Origin of the sequence: Pleurocapsa sp. CCALA 161 (genome assembly GCF_003003995.1) — a bacterium.
Classification (GTDB): Bacteria; Cyanobacteriota; Cyanobacteriia; order Cyanobacteriales; family Xenococcaceae; genus Waterburya.
In genome coordinates this window covers 47,741-66,998 of sequence record NZ_PVWF01000001.1, presented here as the reverse complement: position 1 = coordinate 66,998, position 19,258 = coordinate 47,741, and the positions used below count along the sequence as shown (strand labels likewise).

Sequence of the window (19,258 nt, the reverse complement as noted above, 5' to 3'; positions counted from 1 at the left end):
ACTTATTAATCATCTCAATAAATTTACTTAGTTTTATATAACAACTCAATTAGTTTTTTTGCCAGTCAGCTTTGATGTTTCTGTGAAGAGACACAAGATTTGAGACTAGATAATATAAACCCAAAATAAATTTCAGCTATTTTACGGTGGTACTATCTAGGCAATTATGATTATCTGTGTATAGATGGAAAAGGCAAGATTAAAGATTTTAAATCCTATCTGCTCAGTGATCTGATCATTTACAAGCAAAGTTGATTAAATGAAAAATAGCCAGTCAGAAAATGATTATATTCATCGTAATGTGATGGAATTATTGGTTGCAGATGAAATTGAACGGCAAATAGTTCGTCTTCCTAGCAATATTAAAAAATTTATTAATCCTATTGAAGTGGCAACTTATGCCCTCAATAGATTACCTGCTTTATATGCTTCTTCGCAACAAGGATTTAATAAGCAAAAGCTCAAAGGACGCTCAGAACATAGTGTCAAAATTACCCAAGAAGTACGTAAAGGCTTGGCAGCAGTGCAACAAGATTTACTTCGTAGCTCTACACCTTTACTGTCAGAAAATGAATCTGAAATTGATAAGAGTATCAAAGAAGCTAAAGCTGCTCTACAAGAATTAGCAGATTACTTACCAGAAAAAGATTTGACCTGGAAAAATGTAGTTAGATTAGTAAAACCTATTTTAGCAGAGTTAAAAGAGCAAGATTCAGAAATAGTTAATACTCAAAAAGTTAAAGCGAGAAATAGTAATCTTTGGGAAGATTCTGTTCATAAAAAATAGATGTAATCCCTGGGTATAAATTTAGTTTAGTTTAGTACCGCTGCGGGGAAGTCACACCAAGTCTCTCACTAATTTTGAGAATTTGTATTAATTACCAAAAATTAATTCTAAACGCTGTTGCGATCGCCTTAAGGCTGCTGTGGGAGTTTGCTTACCTAGTAAACTAGCCTCAATTGCCCTACCTAAATTTTCTGAAAGCCGATTATATTGAGGAATTATGGGTCGCGATTTCGCCCACTGCATCTGGTCTAAAAATACTTTGATTACAGGATTTTCCGCCACAAAGTTTTGATATGCTTCACTTTGTTGAGATTTAATATTTACGGGCAGATATCCTGTTGCTAATGCCCAGCTAGTTTGAAACTCCTCACTCAGGATATATTCCAGAAACCTGAGACTAGCTTGCTCCCTTGCAGGAGTAGTTTTAAAGACAAATAAGTTTTCTCCGCCAATTACCGCAGCAGGTTGTTGGGCAATAGGTATAGGAAAGACATCATAGTCAATATTAGTTGATTTTAATTGAGCTAACGTCCAAGGGCCTGTAATTTGCATTGCTACCTTCCCTGCAATAAAGTCATCAATTTCATAACCTCTTTCGGGTGGAGACAAAACGGCAACCTCATCTTGTACTAAGTCTGCACCAAATTGCAAAGCCGCGATCGCGCCCTTATTAACTAAATTCGGTTTTCCGTGAGCTAGTAAATCTCCCCCCGCACTATAAATAAAGGGTAGCCAGGTAAAGACAGTCCATTCATCCTTGCCCAAAGATAAGAAAATACCGTGTTGATCCAGGCGATGATCATGATTGCGATCTTGAGTTAGCTTTTTGGCTACCTGGTGTAATTGTGACCAGGTTTTAGGCTGCTCAGTTATACCTGCTTGTTTAAATAAACTGGGACGATAAAACACCGCAGCATTATTAGTGGCAAAGGGAACAGATAAGATCTGATTATCTAACTGCATCGAGTCAAACATGGCAGGGTCAATTTCTGCTTTAATGGCCGAATTATTGAGCCAATCTTCTAATGGTAATAATGCGCCTAACTGATTTAGCTTACCTGCAATTTGCGCTACAAACCAGAGAATATCAGGAGGTTGTTCGCTCACCGTCGCTGCTAGTATTTTGGGTAATTGAGCATCAGGTTGACCAATGTATAATGCTTCAACTTCAAGATCGGGATTATTTTGGTTAAATTTGTCTACTAATTCTTGAAAAATATCTCGATTCTCTGGAGGATTAATTCCATGCCAAAAAGTGATCTTAGTGACTTCTGTACTAATTTGTTTTTGGTTGCTGCAACCGTTAAGCACGAGTAGAAACCATAGCAATAGGCAAATTAAGCCAATCCTCAGGGAAAAATAGTTGAACCGATCGCGCTTTAATAACCTACAGTTTGAAGCAGTTAGCATAAATTTGCTGTCTGGAAATTCAATTTCTAGTTCTTCTCTCTATGGCGATCGCCATAGAGAATGACGTGAAAACTAATTATGATCATGTTGCTAACACCACTAATCATAACAAAGAGCCACCGCAGCTAGAGCCACTACCAGCAGTGCAGCCATAGCAATACTTAGCGGTTTTAATTTCTTTAATTACATCTAGATTATCCAATAATAATAATTTTGCCACGGTCAGGGAATCGCGATCGCCCGTAGTAGCCGCCATGTTTTCCATCTGGTTAAAGTCACAGTCGTAGACATTGCCCAAATAGTCAATAGATAGTTCCTGGCGACACATAAGGCTCGTTAAGGTAGCAGGATTATAGTTTTCTGCTAAAAACTGGAGGTAATCATCATGGATTTTTCGACGTAGCAAAAACTGTTTTGTTCTACCGATCGGAATATTAGTAATGGTAAATAGATTATTGAATTGAATCTGGAAATGTTTGGCTAAATACTCCTTGTAGTCTTGCTCTAGCTTTTGCTGATTAGGAGTTAAAGAGAAATCACTATGAGTAGGTACGGGTGGATTATAGACCAAATCAAGCACTAAATTAGGATCGCAACCATAACCAAGCTGATTTAACTGCTTAATAGCTTTCATTGAGCGATTGTATACACCTGAACCTCTTTGTCGATCTACATTGTCCTCAAGATAGCAGGGAAGAGAAGCCGTTACACGCAGTTGGTGCTTGGCAAAATATTCGGGCAAGTCTTCAAACCCAGGTTCAAAAAAGATCGTCAAGTTAGAGCGAACAATAACCTCTTTTCTGTGAGCTTTGGCTGCTTCAACTAAAGGACGAAAACCATAGTTCATTTCTGGCGCACCACCCGTTAGATCGACAGTTTGGATTTGCGGGAAGCGATTAATTAGCTCGATAATTTGTCGGCACACTTGGGGAGATAATTCTTCGGTGCGTTTAGGACTAGCCTCCACATGACAATGGGTACAGGCAAGGTTACATTTACGACCTAGGTTTATTTGTAATACCGTAATCTGACTTTTGGTTAAAGGTAGATTGATCTTCTGCGCAAAAGGAATAATAGAAGTTCTCGTATTGATCATAAATATTTTTTGTTTTTATTAATTGCTTATTACTTATTACTCACTGTTCATTTTGGCAATACCAAGTACATAATCCCACTGATAATAGCTGCGATCGGCAAGGTTAAAACCCATGAACTTAAAACCTTGGAAAATACCCCCAAATTAGCAGTTTGCGAGACAACCCCTACGCCAAATATGGAACCGACAGAAACATGAGTTGTAGAAACGGGAACACCTAAGCGACTAGCAAAAATAACTAAAAAGCTTGTAACTAGGTTGGCTGCTAAACCTTTACCTGGGTTAAGAGTAGTGATCTTATTGCTCATAGTCATTGCTACTTTACGAGCATTCAATAAGCCTCCTATTGCCATCCCTAAGCCCACTGCTAACATTCCTCCTTTAATCGAAAAAGCCGTTACCGTTAATAGTAGAGCGACAATCTTGGGAGTATCATTTAAACCTCTAGCAAAACTAACTGCCCCTGCACTCAAAAAGTGACAGCCATCCACTAGCTTTTGACTGTTAATGCCCCAAAAATTACCAACATAATGCTGGTTACAGTTTTCAACTGTATCAAGGGTAATTTCTGAAGTTTGGGTGAATTGTTTTTCACTACCAACAGGCACTAATTTTTGTTTACTACCAACACAGACACACCAAGCTTTTTCGATTTTCAACACAATGCGACCATAATGCAAGAGACTATAAATACCTATTCCTAAAGCGATCGCCATTAGAGGACTAATTAGCAGAGGAATAAAAAAGGATTTACCCAAGGCAGCAAAGTTTAATTCTGTGCCAATTGCCGCTAACCCAGCGCCCGTTAAAGCCCCTGTAATACCGTGGGTGGTAGAAATAGGAAACCCTGTAACAGTAGCCAAGATCACGGTAACTGCTGCCCCGAAAGCAACTGCTAAATGGAAAGAATTAGTATCGGCGATCGCATCTGGCACTAATCCTTTACCTGAAAAGCTTTGTAATAAGGCATTGGCAAGAATTACCGAGCAGAGTGAACCCGCAAATGTGGTAGCCGTCGCCCACCAAATAGCAACATTGTAATTAGTAGTTTTACTACCAAAAAGAGTTGCTACCCCTTTAAAATTATCGTTCGCACCATTAGCGTAGGCTAAAAAGACCGTGACTGCAAAAATAGCTATAGTCCACATGATTACTGATTACTGCTTACTTACTTATTAACTAATTACTAATCAACAGCAAGTTCCAGGGGAACAACAGTCATCACTATTAGTTTCGGTTAGATTGTATTCTAAACCTTTAGTTTCTCTAGCGTGGCGTATGGCTTTGGTTTTACAGTTAAATTCTGCTGCTGCTTCTAAAGCAATATTCTCATAGGGTTCGATCCCGATTACATCGCTATGATAAGGACTACAGCAGCTAGTCATAATGTTATAGGTCTTGTCGCAAACCGCCATTCTTTCTCCTCGACAGAAAACATGACCATCATCATCTATTACCTGTTTCCAAGGTCCTTTATAAACAATAGACTGCTTTCTTTCTAAGCAAATGCCTTCTTTGCCTTTGTAGGCTCTGACGGTCATAGAACGAAATTCAACGCCATCAATTACCTGCCAAGGAGTTTCTTCTCGCTTCAGGATTTCTACCCCATAAAACCCAGCATCTTCAAACATTTTCAAGAACAAATCTTCTCTAAATGCCCCTGCAATGCAGCCACTCCACAGATCGGCATCTTGCATGATTTTAGAAGTGGGATCTTCGTCACAGACGATATCAGAAATAACTGCTCTACCACCTCGTTTGAGTACGCGGAAGATCTCTTTAAATAGTTGCTGTTTGTCTTGAGGACGAACTAAGTTGAGAACACAGTTAGAAATTACTACATCAACGCTATTTTCGGCAATTAAAGGCTGTTCTTGTCTGAGGCGATCGCACTCTACTTCATAGGCAACCATCTGGTCTACTGATGTTACCGGATTATTCTGTAACCAGGTTTCTAGTTGATCTAAAGGTAATTTTAAATCCTGAATTTTTCCCTTAACAAACTCAGTGTTGCCATAGCCTAGCTTATCCGCCATTTCTTGCTGATACTTGCGCGCTAAATTCAGCATCTCATCATTAAAATCTACACCGATGATTTTCCCCAACTCCCCTACTTTTTGCGCCAAAATATAGCAGTTTTTTCCCGCCCCTGAACCTAAATCAACGACAATTTCTCCCTCATTAACATAGCGGGTAGGATCTCCACAACCATAGTCTTTAGCAATAATTTCTGCTGGCAAATTTTCCGTATAGTTACCTGCATATTCCGTCGGACAACATAAACTTGGCTGCTGTTCTCTAGCACCTTCTTGATATCTTGATAGTACTGTCGATTCAATATCGTAATCTACTGGCGACGTGCTTGGCTGGCTAGTTGCAATCTCAGTCACAGATAATTAATTCCTTTTATTTAAATTATGTCTGTTTACAGGTTAATTGAATAATTACTAGAGTATAAGAGTGATTTTTACTCAACAAAAAAACACTTCTAGATGATTTAATCTTTAGTAATCTTCAATAATCTCCAGATCTTATATTTTGGCAAAAAAAAGACCATAGTTTAAGCTACAGTCTGGCAAAATCTGGCAAATTATCAATTGGCGATCGCTTTGAATATCGCCTTGAGTCTTAGAACGTAAAGGTAGTTCTCATTACACCAATTAAGGCATCTTCGTCATCAGATGAACCATTGGGATTGATGACATAGACAACACCTGGAGTGAGCGAAATATTGTCGTTGAACTGATACTTATACAAACCTTCAATATGAATTGGCGCGTCTTCACCAGCACCATTTGAAGCAGAATCAACATATGGTTCTGCACCCACAAACAAGGAAGCTAAGTTACCTTCTTTACCTAAATCGGGGAATGACACACCTCCACCATAGGAATAAATATCAGCATCATCAGGACCGTCAGACTGTTGAGCCTTGGTTAACATGCCAAAAGCATTTAAGGCAATGCGATCGCCAAGTTGAAAAGCTGCCTCTAAACCATAAGAGTTAGTGGAAACTTCCCCTCCATTCTCGCCAAAAGGTTGTCTGGCATCGCCAGTACCAACTCCTAAGTCATAGATAGTGTTGTCTGATGCACCAAACTTACCTAATACATAAGTACCAGCAAGCTGAAGCTTATCATCTAAGAAACTTAGGGTAACTTGACCTAAGGCAGAGTATTCTTCGTTGAAAAGACCGCCGTCCTCAGCCTCAAACGGATTGGCAGAGTCACCGCCAAAATAACCAGCACTAACAGTAACAAAATCTGTGGGGTTAAAATTGAAACCAACACCACCACCGCTGGCAAGACCAATTTTATAAATGGGGCTAGATTCAGCAAAGCTAGAGAGAGAACCCGTTGCACCAGTAAAGGTGTCTAAGTAAGGGCTGAGAGTAGGAACAAAATCTTGCCACAGAGGAAAAGCAGCAGGCAGATAAACATCGACTTTGTCACCGATAGGGAAGTAATAAGCCAACCAGCCGAGAACTACATTATTCCCGTCAGTTGGGCCAGTTTGGTAAGTTAAAGCACCAGTATCTAAAGGCGCTGCCACTTCATTCGCTTCGCCTTCATTGCTGGTAGTTTGAAAACCAGAATCTGCTGCATTACTTGCATCTAAACGAGTATAAAGAGAGTCTTCGCCAAAGAAACTAGAAACAAAATTCAAACGTACTCGGTCTTGAAATACTACTTCATTCAAGTCGGAGTTATTGAACTCATTGCTAATCCCAAAGACAGCTTCTCCTTGTAATTTAGTAGTAGTAGAAAACTGACTATCTTCTAAAGCAGCAGTGCGAGTTTCAATTTCGTCTACGCGACCACCAAGAGTTGCCAATTCGGCTTGAAACTCTTGATTTAAACGACTTATGGTTTCTAAGTCTTCAGAAGATACAGAATCTTGAGAAGCGATTAAACGCTCAATTTGATTCAAACAAGAGTTTAAACCAGCAGCAAACTCATAACGTGTCAAAGGTTGACTGCCACGGTAAGTTTGATTGGGGAAACCAGCAATACAGCCATAGCGATCTACTAAGCTACGGAGTGCTTCATAAGCCCAGTCAGTAGGAGATACGTCTCGTAATTGGTTAACATTGGTCACCTGATTACTCGAATTGCTTGTGCCTTCCTGACTATAATTATTAATCTGATTAAGTAATGGAGAATTACTAGTAAAATTGCTGTCTGCACCTGAAGTTGCTTGAGCAGAAGCTTGCAGTTGAGAACCTAGCACAAAACAAAGCATTGCTGGAGAAACCAGCAATAAGTTACGGATTAATTTAGACATTTTCCTCACACCTAAAAAAGAAAATTAGCTCGTATTATCAATGCGATCGCTCTATTATTAACTGCTTAGTTAACACACAGAACAATCTTAAAGTTAACAACGATATGGCATTATTTTTGTATCTTTAGATACATGGACACAATGGTGTCAGGAGTTGTGGAAATTGTCAACTTACCAATCTAGATCTGCTGTGTCTACCAAGCAGGGTTAATTTAGTTGCTCACCCAATTAACTAAAGTTCTTACAGGGAAACCAGTGGCTCCTTTATTATTAATCCCTCCAGAAGACTCTGCCCAAACTGGACCTGCCACGTCTAAATGCATCCAAGGTGTATCCTTGATAAACTGCTTGAGAAATAGTGCTGCCGTAATTGAGCCACCCGCACGAGGTCCAGTATTTTTCATGTCAGCAATTTGCGACTTTAAGCCTTCAAAATATTTCTCTTCCATGGGCAACTGCCAGAATTTTTCTCCTGCTGATTCCGCAGCCGCTTTCATTTCTGCTGTCAAAGCATCATCAGTACTCCACAACCCAGCAATATCGTTACCTAAAGCGACAATGCAAGCACCTGTAAGAGTAGCCAGATCGACGATCGCATCTACTTCTAAAGTTTCAGCGTAGATCAAGGCATCGGCTAGGGTTAATCTGCCCTCAGCATCAGTATTGTTAACCTCAATTGTCTTGCCGTTAGCAGCTTTGAGGATATCTCCTGGGTGCATTGCCTTGCCGCTAATCATATTTTCTGTCGCTGCACAGATAAAGTGAACCTCGGTATCTGGTTTAAGTTGCGCGATCGCTTTAGCTGCCCCCAGAGTAGCAGCACCGCCACCCATATCCATCTTCATGGTTTCGATACCGCTACCGCTAGGCTTGAGGTTTAAACCACCAGAATCAAAGGTGAGACTCTTACCCACAATCGCTACCTTGCGTTTTGCTGTTCCTTGAGGCTTATAAATCAGATGAATAAACTTGGGGGGAATTTCTGAAGCTTGTCCTACCCCAAGATATGCCCCCATCCCCTGTTCAAACTGAGCGCAGTCGGCTGCTTCTAAAATCTTAATTTCTAAACCATAGTCTGTGGCTAACTGTTGCGCTGTTTGGGCCATAGTTACAGGGGTAACTTCGTTGGCTGGAGCATTAACTAATTCCCTAGCTAAGATCACGCCATCGGCGATGGTTGAACCTCGACTAATCGCCTCGTCTTGTCCTGCTAAACCAATTAGTTCGACAGTCTCTAGTTTTGGTTTTTTTGATTCTGGTTCAGACTTAAAGCGATTGTCTTCATGAAGTGCTAAAATAATTGCTTCAGTCATTGCCTGAGCGACATCTGGAGCGGATGCTGAACCAAGGGGTAGACTAATCCCCAACGTTTTTTCTTTCTTAGCTAAACGGGCGATTTCCGCAGCAGCATTGCGCCAGCTATTGATAGTTAAATCCTCTGCTTTGCCTAAACCAATTAAAGCAATTTTACGCACGGTATTTTTACCACCCACACGACCAACTACGGTAGTGCCAGATTTACCTTCAAACTCATCTTCAGCAATTAAATCAGCAATTGTCCCTGCTAATTTTTCATCGAGGGTTGCCAAATCTCCTGTGAGCTTTGTTTCACCCTCAGTAATACCCACTGCTAGCAGATCTCCAGTCCAGTCTAATAATGCTTGCTCAGTTGCTTTGATTTGCATCCTCTTTGTAATCAATCCTTGGTATGAAATAACTATTACTTAAGTTTATCTATAAACAGGGATCGACTCTACTAGAAAAATTGCCAGTCTAAATGAAAAAACAACTCTTGCCCCTGAAACTAGATTGAGTAATTGAGTATTTTCGAGAATTGACCATGATGCGACTAAAATATCTATTAAATAAAATAAAATAGCCGAAAATGCGATTTACTATTAAAAATCTATACTGGGTCGATATTTCGATTCTCTTACTGGCATTAATAGTAACGCTCTTGGGTATTGGTAGCTATGGATTATATGAACCCCATGAAGGTCATTTTGCCATGGTTGGTCAAGAAATGCTGTGGCGACATGATTGGGTTACTCCTCACCTCAATGGTTCACCCTATCTCAATAAACCACCCCTATTATATTGGTTGATTGCCTTAACCACAGGGATTTTTGGTTCAACCGAGTTTGCTGCTAGACTACCTATTGGTCTAGCTGGCTGGATCGGCATAGTTATTACCTGGAAATGGACGAGAGAACTTTGGGGTATTGATTCTAGTCGAGTTGCTGCGTTAATGCTTTCTGTAACTCTCGGCTGGTTTATTTTTACCCATCAAATCTTAATTGATGCCTTACTAGCGACATTGCTGGTTAGTAGCAATTATTTTCTTTGGCGATCGCTTTATCAACCCCATCGCCTCAACTGGTGGGGAACATATATTTCTCTGGCTTTATGTGTTTTGACTAAAGGATTAATTGGGGTGGTTTTTCCACTACTAGGATGTTTAGGATTAATTGTTGTCCGACGAGATTTCAAAATTTTAGGACGCATTAAAATCTATCAAGGGTTACTATTAATGCTGGCAATTATTCTCCCCTGGTTTATTGCGGTAGAGCGAGCTAATCCTGGTTTTTGGCACTATTTTATTGTTAACGAACATTTTGATCGGCTATTAGATCGCCGTTATCCTCCAGACTACGAAGTTTCTAAAGTTAGCGCCGTTGGTTATTTAGCAATTACAGCCTGCTGGTGCTTTCCTTGGGTCTTATTTTTGCCCTCGGTAATTAAATCGGCTACTCAAGATTGGCAGCGAGGATTTCTAGCTAATGCTTCTCTCTTAGATCGTAAAAATAGTGACGGCATCTTCTTACTAGCTTCCGCTGCAATTTTACCGATAATTTTGTTTCTCCCCCTTTCTTCTCGCCTAATTTACTATAGTATTCCTGCTATTCCTCCCTACATTATCCTGTGTGCTGGCTGGTGGTCAAAGCGTTATCGTCCAACTAAAATTAAAGTTCAATCTCTAGGAACGTCCTCTACATTTGTTGGCTACTCAACATCTAATGCTGTCTATCCTGCTGCAATCGTTACTCTTTGTAAATCCTCGGCGCAGGTGGCAAATCAGGTTCTCTCAACTAAAACAGTAGATCTATATGGTGCGATCGCTTTAATCTTAGGAGTTACCTGCTATGGTTTGATTACATTCTTACCTAGTGTAGTAAACCTGTTACCTGAGTTGTTGCAAACGGCAGAAATTTCTAGGTTAATGATAATTGTGGCGATTTCTTTAGGAACAGGCTGTCTCGCTTCAGGAGTTGCCATGCTCAAACGTTCTGCTTGGGCTTGGTTACCATTGGTCATCGTCTTAATGCTCACTTATCTGACTACAATTAGAGGATTTGCAATCTATCAAGATATTCGCTCATCCAAAAATCTTGTCCAACAGGCAAATGCTTGTCTTAGTATCGACACTCTTTGGATCTATGAAGGATCGCGAGAAATTGGTGCAGCAGGAGCGATTGGCTATTATCTTAATCAGGGCAAAACCAAAGATTATCACCAAAATAGAGCCGAATCAGGATGGACTACCGTGGCTAACAGTACCTACCGTACTGTATTAATTCTTGCTGACGGTGGCAAGAACCGTATTCCTCCAGAGTTTCCTGGCTCTTCTCCTGAATATTTAATTACTCAAACTGAACTACAAACTTACTGGGATAGCGATCGCCCTGTGGTATTTCTGACTGATTTTCTACGCCAACCCAATGACAATAGCGATCCTCTTGCTCTCAATCTTCCCCAAGGAGCAAGCCCAGCATACATCATTAACGGTCAACGTCAACTTTATCTAAATCAGGCTGCTACCAAGTTGGCTCAAAATCAATGCCCAAAATAATTGTTAATTAAAGCAAAAGAATAAACTATTTCCACTCAATTAACGAAATTAGCTGACCATAAATCTTATGCTGAAGTTTTACTATCAAAAATTTTCACTGTATTCTCGTTCTGTATGGATTGCATTACTAGAAAAAAAACTGCCCTTTGAATTAATTGAATTAGCACTTGATGGAGATCAATGGCAGCCTAAGTTTTTAGCAATCAACCCTTTTGGGCGTGTTCCTGTACTAGTAGATAACGACTTTTCTATCTTTGAATCTTCAAGCATTTTGAACTATCTCGAACTTAAGTATCCAACTCCTTGCTTTTTACCCAAAGATATTAAAACATTAACTATTGTCCGAATGATAGAAATGCTGACACTACATGAGTTGATTCCAGCTATGCTCACTCTGATTCGTGTAACTAACAACGAAAATGCGATTGATCAGGCTAACCAGCAAATAACTGCAATGCTTAATTTTTTAGAGACGCAGCTTGACGATGGTTTATATATTGCTGGAGATCAAATTAGCCTAGCCGAAATTGTTGCAGGATCGGTCATTATTTGGTTGCCTGATTTAAATGTCACTTTCTCAAATCATCCCAAAGTAGAATTATGGTCTAATCAATTAAAGCAACGCCCAACTTGGCAAGAAACCCAACCCAACCCCGAAGTTATTCAAGATTGGTTCAAGCGTATCCAGAAATTGCCAAAAATTAGAGCAAGACAGTGGCAGCAAAAGCAATCAAGACTAACTAAAACATCGCCTTGATATATTCCCGACGCATGGCAGAAATTGCCTCTAAAGGTACGCCTTTGGGACATACAGCCGTGCATTCCCCATGATTAGAACAGTCGCCAAAACCTTCTGTTGCCATTTGGGCGGTCATATTTAAAACTCTTTGTTTGCGTTCGGGAGCGCCTTGAGGAAGTAAAGCTAGATGAGCAACTTTAGCTGCGGTAAAGAGGGAGGCAGAAGCATTAGGACAGGCGGCAACACAAGCACCACAACCGATACAAGCTGCATAATCAAAAGCGCGATCGCTATTTTCTTTAGCCACAGGTAAGGAATTGGCATCGGGTGCAGCACCAGTATTCACAGAAACATAACCCCCCGCAACCACAATACGATCAAAAGCAGAGCGATCAACTACTAAATCCTTAACAATGGGAAAAGCTTTGGCCCGCCAGGGTTCAACAGTTATTGTGTCTCCGTCTTGAAAGCTTCTAAGATGTAGCTGGCACACCGCCGTTTGTTTTTGTGATCCATGAGCTACCCCGTTAATCATCATGCCACAAGAGCCACAGATACCTTCACCACAATCAGTATCAAAAGCAATAGGTTCTTGATGATCTTTAATTAGCTGTTCGTTTAAAACATCCAACAGTTCAATAAACGACATACTGGGGTGAGCATCTGCTACGGTATATTCTTCTAATTTACCTGCGCTTTCTGGGTTTTCTTGTCGCCAAATTTTGAGGTTAATTTGCATAATTCGTTAGTTTATTGAGTTATATTAATTCGATTAAAGTTTACAACAGATGATTTTTGGGTAGGGGCGAATGCCCTAAAAGATTCTTTAAAGGGTTAGCTTCGCGTCGCCATTTGCCCTTACAAAATGTGTCGCATTCTATTTTTAATTTGCTATCAGATGAATCGCCGTGCGCCCTGGTTATGTATAAGTTATTTTAATAAATTTATCTTTAATTCAAAATATCGCCTCCCATCAAACGACGATAACGAATTTCTAGCTCTTGTTTTAAAGATGGAGAATTAACTAATAGCTGATCCGCAGCAATAATTTTCTCGGCTGCTTCTCTGGCTAAATTAAGCACCTCCTGATCCTCTACTAGACTTGCCAGGGCAAAATCGGGTAGTCCTGATTGCCGAGTACCTAATACCGCACCAGGACCCCTAAAGCGCATATCCGCCTCAGAAATAAAAAACCCGTCTTGAGACTCTTCTAGTACCGCTAAACGCTGTCTGGCTTCAATATTTTTGGTGCTGCTCATTAAAAAACAATAGGATTTACTTTCACCCCTACCCACTCGTCCCCGTAACTGGTGCAATTGGGATAGACCAAAACGTTCGGCGTGTTCAATGACCATTACCGTTGCATTAGGAACATCTACTCCTACCTCAATTACCGTAGTTGAAACAATAATCTGACATTTATTATCGCGAAAAGAAGTTAAAGCTGCATCTTTATCAGCAGAACTCATGCGACCATGTAGCAAAGCAATACTAAACTCAGGAAAAATAACTTCTGATAAACGCTGGTGTTCTTCCGTAGCTGCTTTGAGGTCTAACTTTTCGGATTCTTCTACCAGAGGAAAAATAATATAAGCCTGTCTACCTTGGGCGATTTCACGACGAATTAGATCGTAGATTTTTTTGCGATCCTTGCCCTGTTTCATCATGGTTTCAATCTTTTGTCTACCAGGGGGTAATTCATCGATCTGACTGACATCGAGATCGCCGTGAAGGGTTAAAGCCAAAGTTCGAGGAATTGGTGTCGCCGTCATGGTCAAGACATGGGGAGATTTGCCTTTACTTAATAGACGCGCTCTTTGCTGAACTCCAAAACGATGTTGCTCATCAATTACCGCTAAACCAAGCTGATTAAATTTTACTGGCTCTTGAATTAGGGCATGAGTTCCCACTAGCAACGGCAATTCTCCATTTTGCAGTTGGGAATGAATCTCGCGACGTTTGGCGGTTTTAGTTGAACCTGTGAGCAATTCCACAGGGAGATGTAACAAATTAAACCAAGCCACTAATTTACGATAGTGCTGTTCTGCTAGTACTTCTGTTGGTGCCATTAATGCAGCCTGATAACCTGATTGAATTGCTGCCAAGATCGCATATACTGCCACAATAGTTTTGCCTGAACCGACATCTCCCTGCACTAAACGATTCATCGGCGTATCAGCATTAGCTAAATCCTCAAAGATCTCTTGAATCACTCGCTGCTGGGCATTAGTGAGAACAAAAGGTAGTATGCAATTGAACTTTTCAATTAATTTTCCTTGGGGTGTAAAACTGGCGCTGGACTGATTTTGCTTAAGCTGTTGACGACGCTGGAGAAAGCCCAGTTGAAGATAAAAGAATTCATCAAATACTAATCTTCGTCGAGCATGGGCGAGTTCTTCGTTATTTTCGGGATAATGAATGCAGGCGATCGCATTTTTTAATTTAATCAAGCCATAAAGATTCCGTAATTCCCTCGGCAAAGGATCGCTCAATTGAGCAGCAGCAGGTAAAGCAGCAATCACTGAATTTCTCACCGTATCGGCAGGGACTCCTTCTGTTAAAGGGTATACGGGTAAAAGCCGACCAATTTTTATAGATTCAATACTCGCCCCTGCGCCGTCTAAAACTTCTATTTCAGGCTTATCTAGGGTAATGCCATATTTATTCTGTTTAACCAGTCCTGATGCTGCTACAATCGAGCCGACAGGATACTGACTTTTATATCTTTCCTGAGAACCCCGATTACTAAATCTTGCCCCTGTTAAAAAGCGATTCAGCTTTAATCTTCCTGTCGCATCACTGAGGATTAATTCAAAGATCGTTAGCTGTTTATTTTTCGGACTACTAAAACATTTACAGCTTTTAACTGTGCCAATTACCGTGACCGTTTCTCCCGCTTCTAAATGAGTAATCTGCACCTGTCGGGCATAGTCTAGATGATCGCGGGGATAGTAAAACAGTAGATCCCGAACAGTATACAATCCTAAACGTTCTAGATAGTTACTCCTGCGTCCAATCTCAATTACCTGACTTAAAGGCTGATCTAAACTGATTTCCTGTTTGAAATAAGTCTTTGCCTTAGGGCTACTTAAAGTAGCGGTGCGGGGAGTCTTCGGCTGGGGTGGAGTATGAGGAGTTTCCGCGATCGCTTTTTGCTGTTGGAGAAAATTACGGGTACTAATTACTAGCTGCTTTCTTTGAGCCGAACTTAAATGACCATAGTTGGCAAACTTTTGCGCCACATCATGCCACTGCATTTTATCTGTCGCAGCAATATTTCTCGGAGGCTTACCCAGACTCAGACAGAGAAACTCACTAAAGCGAAACTGATTGCCCACTAAATCTGCATATCCTCTTTCTGCCTCTACAGATAATGCTTTTTGCAACCTCACCCAATCTAGTGTTTGTTCACCCATGCCCAATTTTTTAGCTATCCGTAATTGATATTTTAAATACTATTTGTGGGCTTGCACAGACAAAGCTGTCGAATCTTACCATATGCCATTTTCTGTCAAGCGATCGCTCTGTTATATCAAGTTCGGTTGAACAGTTAAATATTTTGGCTTAGAGAATTAGGGAATTAGGGGACAACCTTAATTACTTGTTGCTTGTACTCCGACATAAAGCGCGTCTATGTTCAATAATTTAGGTTTTAAACTTGTTTCAATCACAAAAAAAAGGGTGAATTATATTCACCCTTATCTTAAAACCTATCGTTCGGTTATGGTGTCATAGAGATATTTTTGAGCTGACTGGTTACTACTTTAAGTTTTAAAGGGCGATCGCCTCGAATGATATTAAACTGAAGACTTTTATTTAAACCGCTGCGGTCAACTATTGACTGTAGCTGTCCCGCATCATTAATTGTCTGACTATCAATGGCAGTAATTACATCTCCCAAGCGCAAACCTGCTGCTTCGGCGGGGGTATTGGGGAGAACACGGACAATTAAAACACCTTCAACTTCAGGAAGAGCAAAAGGAGAATTGGGGTTGCTGTTGTTTTGTCGGGCTAATTCTGGAGTCATAGTTCGCATTTGTACTCCTATATAAGGGTGAGGAACTTGTTTCCCCATAGCCAGAGTGTTGGTAATAGTTTTTGCCTGATCGATGGGGATGGCAAAACCAATGCCATTAGCGTCAGGGCGAATAGCGGTATTAATACCAATTACTTCCCCTCGTTCATTTAATAATGGGCCACCAGAGTTACCAGGATTAATAGCGGCATCAGTTTGCAAAAAGTCAATGCGCTTATCGGGGATACCTACCTGTGCTGAAGAACGAGTTAAAGTGCTGATAATTCCTAAAGTTACGGTGTTATTTAAACCGACAGGATTGCCTACAGCGATCGCCCAATCTCCTACCTGAACCTGAGCGGAATTACCTAAAGGGGCAATAGGTAAGTCTCCTGAGGGGTTTTCAATTTTAACTACGGCAAGATCGGTCACTTCATCAGTACCCTTAACTATTCCAGCAAACTCTCTGCCGTCTTTGAGGGTGACGCTCACCCGATCTGCGCCACTAACTACGTGAGCATTAGTAAAAATAATCCCGTCTTTTTGGGTGATAAAACCCGAACCCTGTCCTCTAACCTGTCTTTCTCTAGGAATTTGTGTGCCAAAGCGATCGCCGAAAAATTCACGAAAAAAAGGATCTTCAAATAGAGGTTCAGCTTGGCTGGCAATGGTTTTTTCTGTATCAATACGCACTACTGCTGGCCCTGTCTTGGCTACTGCTGCTGCTACAAAGCTGCTGGAAGTGGTGCTTACGGGTGCTTGCGCCTGAACTGATTCGTTTTCCAGGGCAAGGGGATTAATTTGCTGATTATTTGAGGTGCTGTCTGGGGCTAAAGTATAAGCCTTAGAAGACATTACTCTGACTGTACTAAAAGTTAAAATAACTCCTAAAAAAAGCGCTATAGCGTGGCTAGCTACTTTACCTAGAAATCTCTTGTTTTTCATTATTGATTAACTGCTATTAATTTAATTAATGATGCTTTTTTATCATAGCCTGACTAGAGATTGGACATCTGAGTTCCCCTAGTCGTAATTGCCCTCTATTTTGTTTTGCCCTACTTTAACTTGTCAGTTAATAACGAAGTGTATCCTTTAGGATAAAAGCGATAAACTGATTTGCAATAAGCTTAGATAATCGATCTTGTTGATGATAAATTCTCTCTCCTCCAATTCTTACGCGATTGATTTTGGTACGAGTAATACGGCGATCGCCCGCTGGAATTTGGCTACTGGTAAAGCCGAACTGGTTAAGCTCCCCAACTTATCTCAGCAGCTTAGTTCTCAACATCCATTAATTCCTAGTTTGGTATATGTGGAGGATGCAGCGACGGGTAAGGTGATCGTCGGACAGGCTGTGCGCGATCGCGGTTTGGATTTGGCTGGTGATGCGCGATTTTTTGCTAATTTCAAACGCGGTATTGGCACAGAGATTCAGGGTTTTTTACCCGAATTAGATGGAGTCAAGATTTCTTTTGAGCAGGTAGGCAGCTGGTTTTTAAGAGAATTGCTGACTAATCTTCAGCAAACAGCAGGAGAAGTTAAATCCTTGGTCTTGACTGTCCCCGTAGATAGTTTTGAATCCTACCGTCTCTGGTTGATGGATATGTGTCAGTCTTTAGCAGTGGAGCAGATTAGTATTTTGGACGAGCCGACGGCTGCTGCTTTGGGTTATAGTGCTGCGGATCGTCAGTCGCTACTGGTCATTGATTTTGGCGGGGGAACTTTAGATTTATCTTTAGTGCAATTATCTGCTGGTACTGCTAATCGTGGTTATCTGCTCAAGTGGGGTCAAAGAATGTTGGGTCACAGTGCTGCTCAAACAAAAAATACGGCCAAGGTAATTGCTAAGGCAGGAGATAATTTGGGGGGGGCAGATCTCGATAATTGGTTGGTAGATTATTTTGTCGCTACTCAATCTTTAGATAAGTCCAGTTTGACCACTCGCTTGGCGGAAAGACTCAAAATTCAACTTTCTACAGTTACTGAGGCTAAAGAAGTTTATTTTGATGACGAAACCTTGGAAACTTATGAACTAAGTTTAGATCGCGATCGCTTTGAGCAGATTTTGACCCAACAAGGTTTAATTAATCGTCTAGATAGTCTCATGGAAAGGTTATTGCAGCAGTCTAAACGCCAGGGAATTACCATAGCAGAAATCGATGCTGTTTTATTGGTCGGCGGATCGGTACAGATTCCAGCGGTGCAGCAGTGGGTAAGAAAATATTTTGATGAAGTTTTGGTGAAGCATCAACTTCAGTTTGAGGCGATCGCCGTCGGCGCTTTACAGGTGTCTCAAAGTATTGAGGTACAGGACTTTCTCTATCATAGCTATGGGATACGCTATTGGAATCGCAAAACCAATCGTCATGATTGGCATCCCATTATTGAACAGGGACAAGCCTATCCTATGCCTCAAGTGAAGGAGTTGGTTTTGGGTGCTTCTACTCCTCATCAAAGCAGTATTGAGGTGATTATTGGCGAACTTAGTAACGACACGACTACAGAAGTATTTTTTGACGGCGATCGCCTAGTTACCCGTACGTTGTCTGCTCAAGATCGGGTAGTTCAACCGCTCAACGATAGCGAAGGAGGTAGATCGATCGCTCGGCTTGACCCGCCAGGAAATCCTGGTAGCGATCGCTTAAAATTGCTCTTCAGTATTAACCCTGAGAGATATTTATGTATTACAGTTGAGGATTTACTGACACAAAAATCTTTACTGAACAATTACATACTCGTGAAGCTAAATTAAGGAAACATACTGTAATATGTACTTATGTAAGAATAACTAGACCTATAGTCCAGGTTTTAGAGCAATTCACGGCATATTTGTATATTTAGGGGGTTGATAATCCAACTATTTTCAATTAAAGCGTAAGCAAATTATTTCAATTGACGAACTTTCGCCTAGGTAATTATTGCTTATTTCATAATCTCATTCTATATATAAAAATTGGTACTACATTTTAGGTCCTTGGTATTCTTGCTTATTTGCATTAAATATAAACATTGATCGTAGGTAAAGTTGAGAGTGTTGCAGTTGAGTAAATACCCCTGCCCTAAACAAAAGCTGACAG

The 19,258-nt window shown here is 40.7% G+C and carries 13 protein-coding genes; 4 read left to right on the top strand and 9 right to left on the bottom strand.

Going from position 1 to position 19,258, the window contains the following annotated elements; all coding sequences use genetic code 11:
* The first annotated feature begins 259 nt into the window (after positions 1-259).
* A complete protein-coding gene (locus C7B62_RS00275) occupies positions 260-787 on the top strand; it encodes a late competence development ComFB family protein (RefSeq protein ID WP_106232598.1) in 528 nt (175 codons plus the stop codon).
* 87 nt (positions 788-874) lie between these two features.
* Here C7B62_RS00275 and C7B62_RS00270 read toward each other — a convergent pair whose 3' ends face one another.
* The 6 genes from C7B62_RS00270 to C7B62_RS00245 all read right to left on the bottom strand — a co-directional run bounded on the left by C7B62_RS00270 (position 875) and on the right by C7B62_RS00245 (position 9,262).
* Positions 875-2,197: an ABC transporter substrate-binding protein gene (locus C7B62_RS00270; protein WP_106232597.1), complete on the bottom strand. Its 1,323-nt coding sequence runs from the start codon at positions 2,195-2,197 to the stop codon at positions 875-877.
* A gap of 103 nt (positions 2,198-2,300) precedes the next feature.
* Positions 2,301-3,293: an arsenosugar biosynthesis radical SAM (seleno)protein ArsS gene (gene arsS, locus C7B62_RS00265; RefSeq protein ID WP_106232596.1), complete on the bottom strand. Its 993-nt coding sequence runs from the start codon at positions 3,291-3,293 to the stop codon at positions 2,301-2,303.
* A gap of 47 nt (positions 3,294-3,340) precedes the next feature.
* Positions 3,341-4,441, bottom strand: coding sequence for an inorganic phosphate transporter (locus tag C7B62_RS00260; protein ID WP_106232595.1), 1,101 nt, complete (start codon positions 4,439-4,441; stop codon positions 3,341-3,343).
* Positions 4,442-4,483: 42 nt separating this feature from the next.
* The gene (locus tag C7B62_RS00255) at positions 4,484-5,674 is read right to left on the bottom strand and encodes a methyltransferase domain-containing protein (RefSeq protein ID WP_106232668.1); all 1,191 of its coding nucleotides are present in this window, start codon (positions 5,672-5,674) and stop codon (positions 4,484-4,486) included.
* 247 nt (positions 5,675-5,921) lie between these two features.
* Positions 5,922-7,577 (bottom strand): iron uptake porin, encoded by a 1,656-nt coding sequence (locus tag C7B62_RS00250; RefSeq protein WP_106232594.1) that lies wholly within the window; start codon positions 7,575-7,577, stop codon positions 5,922-5,924.
* A 212-nt stretch (positions 7,578-7,789) separates the two neighbouring features.
* A complete protein-coding gene (locus tag C7B62_RS00245) occupies positions 7,790-9,262 on the bottom strand; it encodes a leucyl aminopeptidase (RefSeq protein ID WP_106232593.1) in 1,473 nt (490 codons plus the stop codon).
* Positions 9,263-9,462: 200 nt separating this feature from the next.
* Here C7B62_RS00245 and C7B62_RS00240 point away from each other — a divergent pair, with 200 nt between their 5' ends.
* Complete coding sequence (locus C7B62_RS00240) at positions 9,463-11,427, top strand: glycosyltransferase family 39 protein (protein ID WP_106232592.1); 1,965 nt, start codon at positions 9,463-9,465, stop codon at positions 11,425-11,427.
* Positions 11,428-11,494: 67 nt separating this feature from the next.
* Positions 11,495-12,184 (top strand): glutathione S-transferase family protein, encoded by a 690-nt coding sequence (locus C7B62_RS00235; protein WP_106232591.1) that lies wholly within the window; start codon positions 11,495-11,497, stop codon positions 12,182-12,184.
* Here the strand turns inward: C7B62_RS00235 and C7B62_RS00230 are convergent.
* The 3 genes from C7B62_RS00230 to C7B62_RS00220 all read right to left on the bottom strand — a co-directional run bounded on the left by C7B62_RS00230 (position 12,168) and on the right by C7B62_RS00220 (position 17,126).
* Positions 12,168-12,905 carry a succinate dehydrogenase/fumarate reductase iron-sulfur subunit gene (locus C7B62_RS00230; protein WP_106232590.1) on the bottom strand — a complete coding sequence of 246 codons (738 nt, stop codon included), beginning with the start codon at positions 12,903-12,905 and terminating at the stop codon, positions 12,168-12,170. The two genes, C7B62_RS00235 and C7B62_RS00230, sit on opposite strands and share 17 nt — an antisense overlap.
* Before the next feature lie 211 nt (positions 12,906-13,116).
* Complete coding sequence (gene recG / locus C7B62_RS00225) at positions 13,117-15,582, bottom strand: ATP-dependent DNA helicase RecG (RefSeq protein WP_106232589.1); 2,466 nt, start codon at positions 15,580-15,582, stop codon at positions 13,117-13,119.
* A 305-nt stretch (positions 15,583-15,887) separates the two neighbouring features.
* Positions 15,888-17,126, bottom strand: coding sequence for an HhoA/HhoB/HtrA family serine endopeptidase (locus C7B62_RS00220; RefSeq protein ID WP_106232588.1), 1,239 nt, complete (start codon positions 17,124-17,126; stop codon positions 15,888-15,890).
* A 202-nt stretch (positions 17,127-17,328) separates the two neighbouring features.
* On the opposite strand from C7B62_RS00220, the gene C7B62_RS00215 reads away from it, so the two are divergent.
* Positions 17,329-18,933, top strand: coding sequence for an Hsp70 family protein (locus tag C7B62_RS00215; protein WP_106232587.1), 1,605 nt, complete (start codon positions 17,329-17,331; stop codon positions 18,931-18,933).
* Positions 18,934-19,258: the final 325 nt, after the last annotated feature.

Excerpts from the sequence above, each read along its gene's own strand:
- C7B62_RS00275 (WP_106232598.1), top strand. The coding sequence starts at position 260 with ATGAAAAATAGCCAGTCAGAAAATGATTATATTCATCGTAATGTGATG.
- C7B62_RS00270 (WP_106232597.1), bottom strand. The coding sequence starts at position 2,197 with ATGCTAACTGCTTCAAACTGTAGGTTATTAAAGCGCGATCGGTTCAAC.
- arsS (WP_106232596.1), bottom strand. The coding sequence starts at position 3,293 with ATGATCAATACGAGAACTTCTATTATTCCTTTTGCGCAGAAGATCAAT.
- C7B62_RS00260 (WP_106232595.1), bottom strand. The coding sequence starts at position 4,441 with ATGTGGACTATAGCTATTTTTGCAGTCACGGTCTTTTTAGCCTACGCT.
- C7B62_RS00250 (WP_106232594.1), bottom strand. The coding sequence starts at position 7,577 with ATGTCTAAATTAATCCGTAACTTATTGCTGGTTTCTCCAGCAATGCTT.
- C7B62_RS00245 (WP_106232593.1), bottom strand. The coding sequence starts at position 9,262 with ATGCAAATCAAAGCAACTGAGCAAGCATTATTAGACTGGACTGGAGAT.
- C7B62_RS00240 (WP_106232592.1), top strand. The coding sequence starts at position 9,463 with ATGCGATTTACTATTAAAAATCTATACTGGGTCGATATTTCGATTCTC.
- C7B62_RS00235 (WP_106232591.1), top strand. The coding sequence starts at position 11,495 with ATGCTGAAGTTTTACTATCAAAAATTTTCACTGTATTCTCGTTCTGTA.
- C7B62_RS00230 (WP_106232590.1), bottom strand. The coding sequence starts at position 12,905 with ATGCAAATTAACCTCAAAATTTGGCGACAAGAAAACCCAGAAAGCGCA.
- recG (WP_106232589.1), bottom strand. The coding sequence starts at position 15,582 with ATGGGTGAACAAACACTAGATTGGGTGAGGTTGCAAAAAGCATTATCT.
- C7B62_RS00220 (WP_106232588.1), bottom strand. The coding sequence starts at position 17,126 with ATGAAAAACAAGAGATTTCTAGGTAAAGTAGCTAGCCACGCTATAGCG.
- C7B62_RS00215 (WP_106232587.1), top strand. The coding sequence starts at position 17,329 with ATGATAAATTCTCTCTCCTCCAATTCTTACGCGATTGATTTTGGTACG.